This window comes from Planktothrix pseudagardhii (assembly GCF_904830925.1).
GTDB lineage: Bacteria > Cyanobacteriota > Cyanobacteriia > Cyanobacteriales > Microcoleaceae > Planktothrix > Planktothrix tepida.
On record NZ_LR882967.1, the window covers coordinates 335,935 to 349,539 of the forward strand.

Below are 13,605 nucleotides of genomic sequence, written 5' to 3' on the forward strand. Positions count from 1 at the left end.
ACTTTAAAGAAACGACAATTCCCCCATGACATCTAAGCGTTTGAAGTCGTTGAGGGTGAGAAATTTTTCACCAAGGGTTTCGGCGATGGTGGGGGTAATCCATCCCATTTGTTTTAATAGATGAATGGCGGTGGCATATTTAGCGCGATGTGAGCCATCCATGACTTTAATCGCTAATCCCATACCTTCGCCAATGCGTCCAACACATTGCACCCCTTCGGCTCCAGATTTACTGACGAGTTCTCCTTCGGTTAAACGCATTAATTCCGTATCAAAGTGTCCAACTCCTGCGACCATTTCCGGGTGATGGGTCATGGCGCGAACAATTCTCTCTCGATCCAGGTTATCCCCCGATGTCAACTGAGCATAGAGTATCGCCATTTGGCTTAATTCCAGATAATAGGTAGGTGCTCCACAGTCATCCCTAGCGCTGAGGAACTCATCGGGGGGTAATGCTAATAATTCTCCGACTTTACCGATAATGAGTTGTTGTAGAGGATGTTTCCGTTGTAAATAACTTTCTAACGGCCAATGGCATTGTTGACAAACCGCTAACATTCCGGCGTGTTTCCCAGAACAGCCATGCTGCAAACGGCTATTTTTGCCTTCAGGAATGGGACACTGGAGTTGTACGGGGTCAACATCTGCTCGCCAGAGAATATTAAACGCTTGTCGCGCTTGCTCGATGGTTCCTTGATGAGAACTACAAATAATCGCTAAGTCAATATCGGTTAAATCATATCGTTCCAGTGTGCCTGTTGTGATCACCGCTAAGGCTTGAAACGGTTTTAGGGCAGACCGGATAAAAGTCGCCGTGTCGGAATTTCCCGCAACAGATAATACTCGTCCTCGGCTATCACAGACGGTCGCTTGCACCCGATGGGTAGACTCAACGAGTCCTTCCCGCAGGAGTCTAACTTCCAGTTCTTTGGCTTGTGTTCGTTTTCCCCGTGTCATATTTAAGATTATATTTGAATTGGATTCGGTGAGTCTTTACAATAAGATCCAGATTAGTCCGCCTCCTGCCAACAATCCTGCTAAACCGTAATAAGTTTTTCGTAATCGAGTCAGAATCGGTTGAACTTGGTGGGTAAGAATAAGTTGATCTTGAAGTAAAAATTCAGGGGTTTTGAGCCAAGTTTGGCCATCATACCATCCTGATTCTTCATAAAAAATTCTAGAACTCAACAGACGGGATCTAATATAGTACCAGCCTAAAGATAACCGAATCACGACTAAGGTTAAAATAAAACTTGCTCCTGTCGCCGCACTGAGTATTAATTGGCCTGGGTATTTACTAGGGGCAAAACTAGCAGCAGCTACAGGACAAAAAATCACCCAGCTAATAAACCACACCCAAACTAATTTTCTCAAATATTGGGGCCAGTTGAGCATCACCCAACTAAAAAACCAAGATGCTTTCAATTCTTGATATTCATTTACAGGACGTTGTTCAGGGGGAACTGGACAGACGGACACGGAAACCTCTCTCATATCAAAATCTGAGATTTTCTAGGATGGGCTAATCAATAATTTTATGTTTATCCAAACTATGATAACGATTTGACAGACGGATTGTTTTCTCTGTTGGGCTGATATTTCCAATCAAATGTCAGCTTGAAACCTTAGTAACAGACGGTTCAAAGCATCCATATCCATTAAAAACGCATCGTGACCATGATGGGAGTCCAAAAATACTAACTTAGCCTGGGGAATCAAAGCAGCCAACTCTTCCTGTTCAACAACGGGGTACAGAACATCCGAGTCAATGGCGATAATTAACGTGGGATGAGAAATACTTTGTAAAACCGCTTCATAGGTTTTTTCGGGACGGGTAACATCATGAGAATCCATTGCTCGAGTCAACGTGATGTAAGTATTCGCATCAAACCGTTCGACTAATTTATCCCCCTGATGGTTTAAATAATTAGCGATCGCAAATTTAGCTTCAGCTTGGGTTTGACGGCCAAAACGTTCACTAAAACTAGGCCAGGAACGATAAGTGGTCATGGCAATCATCCGAGCCACCTTTAAACCTTGATGAGGTGGTTTTTCAGGCGAATAATAACCACCTTGCCAATTTGGATCGACATAAATTGCCTGACGTTGAGCTTCACTTAACCCAATACACCAAGCCGAGTGCCGACCCGATGCCGCAATGACAGCGATCGCCCGTAGCCGTGAGGGATAAAGCAAAGCCCACTCCAAAACCTGCATCCCTCCTAATGACCCACCAATGACCAGACGCAAGGAGCGAATTCCCAGGGCTGCAACTAACTGAGCCTGGAGATGAACCATATCCCGAATCGTAATATTAGGAAACGTGGGGCCGTAGGGTTGCCCAGTTTGGGGATTGATCGAAGTCGGCCCCGTTGTACCGTAGCAACTGCCCAAAATATTGCTACAGACAATAAAATCCTGGTCTGGATTCAAAGCTTGCCCCGTTCCCAACAATGGACTCCACCAATTCTCTAAATCTGCCCAACCCGTAAAGGCATGACAAACCAAAACCCCGTTATCCCCTGCTGGGTTGAGGGTTCCCCAGGTACGATAGGCAATCTGAACGTTCTCCAAAACCGCCCCGGATTCAAGTTGAAACGGTTGAGGGAGTTGATAAAACTGGGTTAAAGGTGAAATAAATTGTTGGTAATCCATGCTTTCTACCCTGTTGAAGTGATCCCGATTAAGCTGTGATCCCCCCTGAGCAAGCGGAACAGGGAGGATAGTCACAGCATTAAAACGAAGCTAGACTTAGACAAAATGAGATTAAAGGCTCAATGTCTGTTGAAACGCTTGCTCAAAATCAGCCTTAATATCCTCAATATGTTCCAAACCAACGGAAACCCGAACTAATTCAGGTGTTACCCCCGATGATCGCTGTTCTGCCTCACTTAATTGTTGATGGGTGGTCGAAGCCGGATGGATGACGAGGGTTTTAGCATCCCCCACATTTGCCAGATGACTGGCCAGTTTAACACTGTCGATAAACTTGCGCCCTGCCGCTAATCCGCCTTGAATTCCAAAGGTTAAAACGCCTCCAAAACCATGTTTGAGATATTTTTTGGCTCGTTCGTGATAACAGTGACTTTCTAACCCTGGATAACTCACCCATGCCACCTGGGGATGGCTTTCTAACCAATGGGCTAAAGCCAGTGCATTCTCGACATGGCGATCAACTCGTAACGAGAGAGTTTCCAGACCTTGTAATAACAAAAAGGCATTAAACGGACTCAAAGTTGGGCCTAAATCTCGTAATCCTTCTACCCGGGCGCGAATAATAAAAGCAATATTGCCAAAGGGGCTATCGGGGCCAAAGGCATCTTGAAAAATTAAACCGTGATAGCCCGGTGCTGGTTCAGTAAATAAAGGAAACTTGCCATTTCCCCAATTAAACTTCCCTGAATCCACAATTACCCCACCAATTGAGGTTCCATGACCACCAATCCACTTAGTCGCAGACTGCACCACAATATCGGCTCCGTAGTCAATGGGTCGCGCTAAATAGCCGACACAGCCAAAGGTATTATCCACAATTAAAGGAATATTATTTTCGTGAGCCACCTGAGCCAGAGCCACAAAATCAGGAATATTAAACTGGGGATTACCAATGGTTTCCACATAAAGGGCTTTGGTGTGGTCATCAATAGCAGCCCGAAAATCTTCGACATTATCCCCATCAACAAACTTGACGTCAATTCCCAAACGGGGCAGACTGACCTTAAACTGGTTATAGGTTCCGCCATACAGATAACTGGTGGAAACGATATTATCTCCAGCTTGGGCAATGGTGCTAATCGTTAAAAACTGCGCCGCTTGACCACTTGAGGTGGCTAAGGCTGCAACTCCACCTTCCAAGGCTGCAACCCGCTTTTCAAAGACATCCGTTGTCGGATTCATAATCCGAGTATAGATATTGCCAAATTCCTCAAGACCAAATAACTTCGCCCCATGTTCAGCATTATTAAAAACGTAGGATGTGGTTTGGTAAATGGGAACAGCCCTAGCATTGGTCGTTGGATCAGGTTCTTGACCCGCATGAATTTGTAGCGTTTCAAAACGATATTGATCAGGCATCAGTAATTCCTTAAAATTGAGAGTGTTGAGAGCTAACTATTTTAGATATACATAGCAAAATAATCATTGTAAATTTCAGTATTGGTGGAAACAGTTAGTTCTATTTGTTTTTGTTCTTCCTCGGTGGCAGAACTTGTGGCCAGGCTTGAGGGATCGTCAGAGATGAAATCCCCACAATATTCATTGGCCGGTACGGCAGCCTTCATCTTTTTGGGATAACTTAAATTGAGATTGTTCATAATCGTTATAAACTGCTCACGGCTACGATCAGCAAACCGAGGGTTTTGTCGCTTTTCTTCGCCAATGGTGGAAACAGTCCAGCCTTTATAGTCATGGGCCGGATAAACTAACGTTTCGTCTGGCAAGGTAAATAACCGTTGCGTTACCCCATCATAGAGGGTTCCCGGATCGCCTCCTTGAAAATCCGTGCGTCCACAACCCCGAATCAATAAGGCATCCCCTGTTAACAGATGGGTCTTATTCACTAAATAGGCGATGTGACTAGCCGTATGGCCGGGTGTGGCGATCGCCTCAATCATGACGGAGCCGATGTTGATCGTTTCACCACCGACCCAGGAATGATCGGCTTTGGTTACTGTCGGATTCTGGGGAACAATCACCTGAGCACCCGTTTGTTTTCTCAGCTTGCCAGCCCCTGTAATATGATCGGCATGGAGATGGGTTTCCAAACAATACTTTAATTTCAATTCCAGTTCATCTAATACTCGTAAGTCACGGTCAACCTGCTCTAAAACGGGATCGACCAAAACCGCATCTCCTGTTTGTTGATCAGCAATCAAGTATGTGTAGCTACTGGTTTCCGGGTCAAAGAATTGGCGAAAGAGTAAGTTTGAGGGGAAAATTCCTGGGCTGAGTTCTTCTACAACTTGACGATCCTCTCGCGACAAGGGGTATAGATGGATAGTAGGAATAGAACGGACAGACAACGGGAGTGAGCGCAATAACGTCTCGGCTAAGGCTTGGACTTGTTCTCGAATTTCTGGAACGGCGATCGTTTCCCACAAATCCCCTTTGCGTGGAGTTCCTAGGGTATAAAAGAGAGTCGAAATCTGTCCATCGGCTGACCAGAGAGCCCCGTTGACGGCGGTATCTAATCCTAAGCCAAGAGGATTCGGACGAATGAGCCCTTGTGATCGCAAACTGGTAATTAGAGGATGGTCAAATTTCCGATAATCAACCGTTATGCCTGTGCAATTCACCACACGGCTAACGTTGAAAATAGTATTCGTTTGAGTGTTGCGTTGGCGAACCGTGACGGCTACACCATCGGGTAATTGTTGATAATCTTGAATCCGCCCTGCTGTAATCGTCAATTGACCGGAATCTAACAGTTCCCCTAAGATATCTGCTACTTTTTGAGCAATTCGGTGACGATGAACATCCCAATAAGGGGCAATATGAAGTAGAAAACGCTGCTGTTCAACCGTTGATAGTTGCTGCCAGAGTTGGGGAGTAATGGGGCGCAGAGAATCAATCACTCCTCGCCAGTCATAGCCCAAGGACACAGCAGACTTCACCTCAGCACGAACTCGATGCAGTAAACTCAGGGCTGTTGTGGGTGCTGTTTCTGGAGTCAGAAAGCTGGGATAAAATTGAGTGGCTTGATGTCGCTGGGGAAACAATCCTCGTCGAGACACGGCATAAATTTTGCCTTGATGCTTTTGTTCATGGAGAGACAAAACCATATCTACCATCGTCAGTCCCGTACCCATGATCAAAACTGGTGCGTCTTGAGCGAGATCCGTTAGGGCATCGGCTGACCAAGCATGGCGTTGATAGCTGGCTATATTCTCGTTGGCATGGCAGGTAAAAGGTGTGTTCCCTAATGCTAAAACGACTTTATTCGCATAAAAGGAGTCACCACTTGCCAGAGACAGGATTGCATCTGTTCCTGACGGGGCGATCGCAACCACTTCATCGGTTAATCGCTCTAAGCGAATATCGCTATTGGCTGTGGCTTCTGCTTCTGCCAAAATCGACTGAATGTATAAACCATAAACTTTGCGGGGAATGAAGGTACTGGGATTAACCTCTGCACCAAGGAGAGGTTTTAAGGTGTTTTTATTGTGTTGAAGCCAACGGAGTAGATGTCCTGGATCGTTGGGAAAGGCACTCATATTACCTGCGGATACATTCAGTAAATGACAGGTGGCATCAGTGCTGTAAGCAATTCCCTTGCCAAAGGAATGACTACGCTCAATCAACTTAATGGTGAGAGGTTGAGTTGCGGTCTTGAGTAAATGGGTGGCGACCAAAGCACCACTAAAACCACCACCGATGATCGCGATTGTGGCGGTTTTAGGGGGATTCAGAAAAGTAGAGTTCATAGTGATTTCCCGTCCTGATAACGACGCTGAATTAACCCGTTTCTGTTTGAGTACAAACGGGTTGATTTAAAAATTTGAGTGTGTTTCTGCCAGACCTTTGATCTTCTTAAGAACTGGTTGGAAACACCTGAAATCCACCTGCATAAACCCTATTTTCAAATCGTACAGTTTTCGCTTCGTATTCCTTTAGTAAGCAGGATACAAAATCTGATGTTTTTCAATCAGAAGATCCTTTTTTAGGGGTTAAATCTTAAAATATTATAAAGAATAAGGATAATTTTAAATTTCATGCTAGGTTCTACCCATCTCCAAAATAAAATCATGGGTAAAAACGCAAATGATTGACTTAATCTTCTAATGTGGGCGTAATTAAAACTTAACTGTAGAATTCTTTGAATATCAGGGCATCTGTATTGATTTGCCCTTTTTTTTGTTGGGGGGAGATGGGGACGGGGGGACAAGGGGACAAGGGGATGAGGGGATGAGGGGATGAGGGGATGAGGGGATGAGGGGATGAGGGGATGAGGGGATGAGGGGATGGGGAGATGGGGAGATGGGGAGATGGGGGAAGAGATTTTTAACGGTTAACTGTTAATATCCTACATCCCCCTCTGGTTTCTAAACGTTTTTATTGTAAGCGTTGACGGGCCATCATGCGCCAGGTGAGTAATTCGGGTAAACGCCAGGTAACGCCGTTAGATTGTTGATCCGTTTCGTCCTGTTCTAAAGCCGTTTTCCAAAATGCTAGGGCTTGTTTGTGACGGTTTTGGGCTTCTAAAACTTGAGCTAAAATATAGTAAGCTACGGCATTAGATTCTTTTAATTCTAAAGATTGACGTAACTCAACTTCAGCTTGTTTAGGATTATTTTGCAAGAAATAAGCCCAGCCCAGATTTTTATGTAAAGCAGAGCGAACTCCTTTATCTTTAACCTGTACGAGGGTTTTTTCTAATTTATCAATAGCTTCGTGGGTTTTGCCTTCTAAAATTTCTAACCGAGCTAAATTATTAACAGCCGCTTGTGCTGCCCGGTTATTGTCAACATCAACGAGAATTTGATAATGTTTTTTCGCGGGTTCAAACTGTTCTAGTTTCTCGTAAGTAGACCCCAGGTTATAATGACCTGCACTTAAGGCGGGATGATAACGAACGGCTTGCAATAAATCAGTTTTAGCGGATTGGAATTCTCCTTCTAAATAGTGTTTATAACCCAGTTCATTGAAGGATTTACCCATCAATTGATACCAAATTTCTTTCTTGAAATTGCTGTTAATGGTGTAACTAATGGGTTGACATGGGACGGCTTCTAACAGCGATCGCTCGATTAAGAAATCTAAGGAAATTTGAACTTCCGTTCCGGTTTCCGAGAGGATCAAATCCGTTGCCAACTCACTTAAGGTGGCTGGTTTGGGATTCACGGCTAACCAACAAACTAAACGAATTTCAAGCTCTGACAATTCTTGATCGGCTCGCAGATATTGACGAACCAATTCTTCAATCACTAAGGTATTTTGCTTGATTAATTTGGTCAGATTTCCTATCGTTAAATCCGGAATTTTAGCCGACCATAATTTTAAGATTAAGGGATTACCCCCACATAAATGCACTAACTCTGACAGGTATTTTCCATCCAAATAGAGGGTTTCCTGACCGGAAAGTAACATTTGTTGAGAGTCTTGTTCAGATAAGCCTGTTAACTGAATAGACGGTTTAGAGGCAAATTTTTGCCAGGAGGGAGGAATTTCCCAACCCATTAATAACACGCTACTGCGATGGGAAGATTCGCTCAATTGTTGCAGGAGGAATTCATAACTTTTGAAGGCTGCATCTTTACTTCCCAGTTGTGAAATATATTCCACTTCATCGATAATCAGTAAATATCGAGAATTGGATAGGGTTTTGATGAATTCAGCAATTTGTTCCGAATCATCCCAATCTAAGGGGGGTTTTGAGGTAGCGGGAAACGTAGCGGCAATAAATTCACTGGGAGAGGGTTTATCTCGCAGCGATCGCCAAATTACTTGGTCAAAGTCGGGGGCAATTTCTTGGACTAATTTTACCCCTAATGCGGTTTTTCCAATTCCTCCAATCCCTTCCAGCATCATCAGAGGAACACGTTCTGTCACTAATCCTTGTTTTAAGGTGGCTAAGGGTTCTGAACGGCCATAAAAAGCTCCTAATCGAGGCGCGCTACCCCAATCAATTTGGACATTACTACTGAAACCCTGAGCATCACCCCCTCCCAGTAAGCGTTTTTTGCGACCCGATTGGCCGTTTTGTCCGCCGAGTTGATTTCCTTCCGATTGATATTCTGCTAATAACCGTTGCTGAAGTTTGGCTAACTTTCCTGGGCCAGCCCCGGTAATGTTTAATTTCCTATACACTTCTCCTAAACGTTTCTGCAAGGCGTCCTTGCGAACTCCTAAATGCTTAGAAATTGTGGTCATGGGTTCGCCTTGGATTGCCCGTGCCATGACTTCGAGTTCATTGTCGGAAATTCCTACTCTCGTGGCTACAGTCTTTAAAAATTCTCTGGGTACCATATCCAATTTAACCTAATAAATTTTAAGATTGAATGCCAGCTTGATGCTAAATTCTCCTCTTGTCAATCCGAGTAAGTTTCTATCGATTGACAAGAGCAACAAAGGATCAATCTGGGGTGATCGTCGGACAAGGAAAATCAAGCTAGAACAAGTTTGAGTTGTGTTCCTAACTATCCTGCCAACCCTTGAAAATAGCTCTATTCTGCATTGAGCAATTTGCCCAAAAACTCAAGAACTCTCAATTTTAAGTTTAGCATATCTTCTCGGTTTTATGAGCTAATTTCAGAATTTTAAGTTTTTATGCTCCCAAGTTGGAAAAGAGCGATTCAGATGGAATCCGCTTTTCATCTCTGACGATAGCACCTGGAGTAATTTTAGCTCTAGTGGGCAGAACAGTCTTTCTGATCCGGAAACCGACAACGGCCATCCCGACAACAGCCGTTTGTAATCGGATAGGTGGGTCTAAGTTAAAAGTGAAGAGGATTTCCCCCTTTCTAATGGCGGAGATCAGACAGTTTAGACCGGAAAATTCCGTTAGATTTGATCTGTTCCTCAAGCTCAACTTTGGCATCGGAATTCAACTTTTCGGGTCTGCCATCAAAACTCAAAAGGAACAGACCTAAAGAATCTAAATTTAATCTTTAAATTGTTCTCAACCTCAAAAAAACAATGATAGGCTTTGGGAATATTAGCAAAGTCCAGAACAATATGGTGATTAGTCGTAGCCATCTCAATAATTCTCCCCATTTCAGGACAAAAACCCTAGAAACTTCCCAATCTGCTCATCACTTAGCCCAAGTTAGACAAGTGAAACTCTTAGCAACGGGAAAATACTTACCTAAAAATCAAGTTACTGCTGAACAATTAGGGCAAAAATTAGGAATTGAAGCCGCTTGGATTGAAAAGAAATCTGGGGTCAAAGTTCGTCACTTTGTTCAAGATGAAACCGCTTCTCAAATGGGAGCAATGGCAGCTAAAAAAGCATTAGAAACGGCGGGATTATCCTTAAATGATATTGATTGTATTGTTTGTACCAGTAGTGTTCCTGAACAGTCTATTCCTTGTACTGCTGCTTTAGTCCAAAAACAACTGGGAGGAGAGTCTTCAGGAATTGCAACTTTTGATATTAATTCAACTTGTTTAAGCTTTGTTGTTGGGTTAGATACCCTCTCTTATTTAGTAGATGCAGGACGCTATTCACGGGTGCTCTTAGTGGCTTCAGAAATTGCCTTAGCTGTTGATTGGAACAATCGAGAAACCAGTACCTTATTTGGAGATGGGGCCGCTGCTGCAATTATTAGTAAAACTGATCCCCAAGAGGGTTCAAAAATTATCTGTTCTCGCCAAGAAACCTATAGTGAAGGTGCAGAATTATCCCAATGTTTAGCCGGAGGAAATCGTTATCATCCCCGTGAATATTCGGACAATCTGGATCGATTTTTATTTAAAATGCAAGGTCGGGCAATTTACCGTTTAGCTTCTCAAATTTTACCCGGATTTTTGGAACGATTGTTACAACCTGCGGGGTTAACCTTAGAAGAGATTGATTTTGTTATTCCCCATCAAGCGAGTTTAATGGCAATGGGTTTAATTCGTAAAGGATTAAATATTCCTGAAGAAAAATGGATGGTTATTGCTCACAATCACGGAAATACCATCGCGGCTTCGATTCCGATGACCCTCCATGAAGCGATTCAACAAGATAAAATTCATCGAGGCGATCGCATTTTATTATTAGGAACCTCCGCCGGATTTTCCGTTGGGGGGATGGTTTTAGAATATTAAACTGTTAATTTGTAGCTAACTTAATGAGAGAAAATTATGAATTTGTTGATATTAATTTTAGGGTTAATTGGATTAGCAGAACGGGTGATCAAATGGATTTTAATTCAACAATTTTTTCAAAAAGCCAAACTTGAGTCTGAATCTTTCCTCCCACTGGAAACCTATACAATTTCTATCTTACAACCCATTTTAAGCGGTGATCCGACATTATGGGACTGTCTGAGCCACAATTTAGCTCTAAAAACATCTGATCAACTAGAATTTATTTGGTTAATAGATGACAATGATCCAGTCGCACAGGTGGGATGTCATCAATTGATAGAAACCTATCCTGATGTTAAGGTTAAATTAATTTCTCTACCTCCATCTCCCAATCAAATTAGTCCAAAAATGTTTAAACTCATTGCCGGACTGAAGGCGGCAACGGGTAATATTATTGCGGTTTTAGACGATGACACGATGTTACCCAATCAAGCTTTTGATCAGTGTCTTCCCTATTTACAAAAACCGGAGATTGGTGTTGTTTTTGGTTTACCTTATTATATCAATTTTTCTAATTTTTGGTCAACCTTAGTCTCCAGTGTTGTGAATGGGAATAACTTACTCACCTATATTCCCTATACTTATCTAATTAATCCCTTTACAATTAATGGAATGTTTTTTGTAATCAAACGAGAGGTGTTAGAAAAAGTGAATGGATTTGCAACTTTAGATAAATTTATTGTAGATGATTATGCCATCGCCCAACACTTCCGCCAACAGGGTTATCAACTCGCCCAAACTCCCGTTTGTCATGGAATTAGTACCCAAATTCAAGATTCTACCCACTATTTTAACTTGATCACACGCTGGTTTATTTTTCCTCAAGCCTCAATTTTAAAATCCTCTTCTGTTCAAGAATTAATTGTCTTTTATTTAATGGCATTTTTGCCCACTCTGTTTCCTTTTATCGTCTTCCTTTATACTCTATTCTTTCCTTCCGTTTATGGGTTAATCTATGGACTAATTTACTTTGGTTTAAATTATGCCCTATTAAGCAACTTTAATCAAAATTATCTGCGGAATGCAACACCCAAGACCCATATTATCGTCTTAATTCTTGTGCAAATTTTACTACCCCTTCATATTATTATTTCCCTGTTTTTACCCCGAACTATTAACTGGAGAGGACATATTATGCAATTAACCGAAGAGGGAGGGTTTGAATTTATTCAACGTCGAGATTCTGTTTAAAGCAATGATATTAGTTATAGACATTATATTCAGTGCGATCGCATTCATTCTATTTTTCACCGGAATAGAAACGATGCTATGGTGGTATACCTGGCATCAACAATCTCAACAAACCCAAATACCCACCAAACCTTGGCAAACTGCGTTAGTTTTTATTACTGGAATTAGTGACTATACCCAAGAAAATTTAGACCCAGAACAAATCAATTTTATTCATAAAATTACCCAAAGTTATCAAATTGATCAAATTATTGCTGAACCCTTTCCTTGGCAACCGTTGACCCATAAAACCTTAATTTTATCCCAATTTTGGAAGTTTTTACACCTTCAACCCCTACCTTTATGGGTGATGTCTTTACACAACTTTTGGCAAACCCTTTTAATTTTAGGGTTTACTAATTATTATGGCAAAGATATTGCACACTGTGTATTAAACCGCTTGGGTTTACCAAAATCTACTCCTAGTCAACTGATCTTTTTATGCGGAAGTACAGGGACAGGAATGGCGTTGGCTTCCCTCCCTTATTTAAAACAATATCTTTCCTCTGAATTGATTATTATTTCTTACGGAGGCGTGTTTGGGTTATCTCCAGGATTAAATGATATGGATCAGTTGTTTCATCTTGTGGGAAATCAAGATTATTGGGCAAAATTAGGTGAAATATTATTACTCAATCGAGGTGATTATACCACAGTTTTTACAAAAGCAAAACAAGAAAATCGCTTATTCAGTGTTTCGACTGGAGAACATAAACATCTGGATTATTTAAGCGATCGCTATTCCCAAACCAACCTTAAAACCGATCAACAATTAACCGTAGAAACTATTTTAAATTTAAAAATTTTAGGCTTGAAATCCTGTTTTGATAAATGCCCCTAGTGCTGAGAATCAAGCTATTACAAAAACTGACTGTTTTAAGATTCAGATATTTTGTTTTCAGTTGGCTTCTGGATCTGATAAAATAGCAGATGTAGTCTCAGTTTTAATAAATGTAGTTTGACTTAAATCAGTTCCAGCTAAATTAGCTTGATTCAAATTAACCGCAAATAAAATTACCCCCCTTAAATTAGCTCCTATTAAATTAGCATCTTCGAGATCTGTATAAATTAATTTAGCTCCTCTTAAATCAGCCCCTCTTAAATCGGCGCCTTTCAAATTGGTTTTAAATAATTTAGCACAGGTTAAATCTGCCTTTCTGAGGTCGGCATAAATTAATTTAGCGCTCGACAAATCAGCACCACTTAAATTGGTTTCAATTAAGTTAGCAAATAAATGAGAATTGCTTAAATCAGCGCCACTTAAATTCGCCGATTTTAAATTACTTTGCCAAAGCAAAATACTTTTTAATACGGCGCCTCTTAAATCAGCACCCTGCAAATTCACCCCAATAAAACCCCGTTTTCCTGTTGCATAACGATCTAATAATTCACGAGAGCTCATTAAAATAGAGGTCGGACTATGTTTTGTTGGCTTCATGGGATTTATGATTAAGCGTTTATAACTATACTTCTGTTATAACTCAAAGTGGATACTGGGTAATTCTTTAATTTTTATCCACCGAGAGACTCAGACTGATGTTATTACCAACAGAAAAATTCTGATCAGGAACACAAGCCATTTTA

The 13,605-nt window shown here is 41.7% G+C and carries 9 protein-coding genes and 2 pseudogenes; 3 read left to right on the top strand and 8 right to left on the bottom strand.

Annotation, left to right across the window (positions count from 1 at the left end):
- Nucleotides 1-3: 3 nt before the first annotated feature.
- From NMK36_RS01385 to NMK36_RS01415, 7 genes and pseudogenes are all read right to left on the bottom strand, one after another.
- Nucleotides 4-957 (bottom strand): asparaginase, encoded by a 954-nt coding sequence (locus NMK36_RS01385; RefSeq protein WP_072719043.1) that lies wholly within the window; start codon nucleotides 955-957, stop codon nucleotides 4-6.
- Between the two features lie 36 nt (nucleotides 958-993).
- Nucleotides 994-1,494, bottom strand: coding sequence for a CGLD27 family protein (locus NMK36_RS01390; RefSeq protein ID WP_072719044.1), 501 nt, complete (start codon nucleotides 1,492-1,494; stop codon nucleotides 994-996).
- Between the two features lie 111 nt (nucleotides 1,495-1,605).
- On the bottom strand, nucleotides 1,606-2,655 hold the full coding sequence (gene metX / locus NMK36_RS01395) for a homoserine O-acetyltransferase MetX (protein WP_254172831.1): 1,050 nt from the start codon (nucleotides 2,653-2,655) through the stop codon (nucleotides 1,606-1,608).
- Between the two features lie 111 nt (nucleotides 2,656-2,766).
- A complete protein-coding gene (locus NMK36_RS01400; RefSeq protein ID WP_072719046.1) occupies nucleotides 2,767-4,074 on the bottom strand; it encodes an O-acetylhomoserine aminocarboxypropyltransferase/cysteine synthase family protein in 1,308 nt (435 codons plus the stop codon).
- A 170-nt stretch (nucleotides 4,075-4,244) separates the two neighbouring features.
- Nucleotides 4,245-4,937 (bottom strand): annotated as a pseudogene (locus NMK36_RS01405) (MBL fold metallo-hydrolase); the annotation flags it as partial.
- A 987-nt stretch (nucleotides 4,938-5,924) separates the two neighbouring features.
- Nucleotides 5,925-6,422, bottom strand: a pseudogene (locus tag NMK36_RS01410) (FAD/NAD(P)-binding protein); the annotation flags it as partial.
- A 628-nt stretch (nucleotides 6,423-7,050) separates the two neighbouring features.
- Complete coding sequence (locus NMK36_RS01415; protein ID WP_254172832.1) at nucleotides 7,051-8,964, bottom strand: tetratricopeptide repeat protein; 1,914 nt, start codon at nucleotides 8,962-8,964, stop codon at nucleotides 7,051-7,053.
- Nucleotides 8,965-9,633: 669 nt separating this feature from the next.
- Between NMK36_RS01415 and NMK36_RS01420 the strand changes: the two genes are divergently transcribed.
- Genes NMK36_RS01420 through NMK36_RS01430 form a run of 3 tightly spaced genes read left to right on the top strand, consistent with a single transcriptional unit; the run spans nucleotide 9,634 to nucleotide 12,862 of the window.
- Nucleotides 9,634-10,749 (top strand): beta-ketoacyl-ACP synthase III, encoded by a 1,116-nt coding sequence (locus tag NMK36_RS01420; RefSeq protein WP_254172833.1) that lies wholly within the window; start codon nucleotides 9,634-9,636, stop codon nucleotides 10,747-10,749.
- 36 nt (nucleotides 10,750-10,785) lie between these two features.
- A complete protein-coding gene (locus NMK36_RS01425) occupies nucleotides 10,786-11,982 on the top strand; it encodes a glycosyltransferase family 2 protein (RefSeq protein WP_254172834.1) in 1,197 nt (398 codons plus the stop codon).
- 4 nt (nucleotides 11,983-11,986) lie between these two features.
- A complete protein-coding gene (locus NMK36_RS01430) occupies nucleotides 11,987-12,862 on the top strand; it encodes a hypothetical protein (RefSeq protein WP_254172835.1) in 876 nt (291 codons plus the stop codon).
- A 57-nt stretch (nucleotides 12,863-12,919) separates the two neighbouring features.
- Here NMK36_RS01430 and NMK36_RS01435 read toward each other — a convergent pair whose 3' ends face one another.
- Complete coding sequence (locus NMK36_RS01435; protein WP_193870827.1) at nucleotides 12,920-13,459, bottom strand: pentapeptide repeat-containing protein; 540 nt, start codon at nucleotides 13,457-13,459, stop codon at nucleotides 12,920-12,922.
- Between the last annotated feature and the right edge of the window lie 146 nt (nucleotides 13,460-13,605).

Coding starts and splice junctions, on each gene's coding strand:
- NMK36_RS01415 (WP_254172832.1), bottom strand. CDS start 8,964: ATGGTACCCAGAGAATTTTTAAAGACTGTAGCCACGAGAGTAGGAATT.
- NMK36_RS01385 (WP_072719043.1), bottom strand. CDS start 957: ATGACACGGGGAAAACGAACACAAGCCAAAGAACTGGAAGTTAGACTC.
- NMK36_RS01435 (WP_193870827.1), bottom strand. CDS start 13,459: ATGAAGCCAACAAAACATAGTCCGACCTCTATTTTAATGAGCTCTCGT.
- NMK36_RS01425 (WP_254172834.1), top strand. CDS start 10,786: ATGAATTTGTTGATATTAATTTTAGGGTTAATTGGATTAGCAGAACGG.
- NMK36_RS01420 (WP_254172833.1), top strand. CDS start 9,634: ATGATAGGCTTTGGGAATATTAGCAAAGTCCAGAACAATATGGTGATT.
- metX (WP_254172831.1), bottom strand. CDS start 2,655: ATGGATTACCAACAATTTATTTCACCTTTAACCCAGTTTTATCAACTC.
- NMK36_RS01390 (WP_072719044.1), bottom strand. CDS start 1,494: ATGAGAGAGGTTTCCGTGTCCGTCTGTCCAGTTCCCCCTGAACAACGT.
- NMK36_RS01400 (WP_072719046.1), bottom strand. CDS start 4,074: ATGCCTGATCAATATCGTTTTGAAACGCTACAAATTCATGCGGGTCAA.
- NMK36_RS01430 (WP_254172835.1), top strand. CDS start 11,987: ATGATATTAGTTATAGACATTATATTCAGTGCGATCGCATTCATTCTA.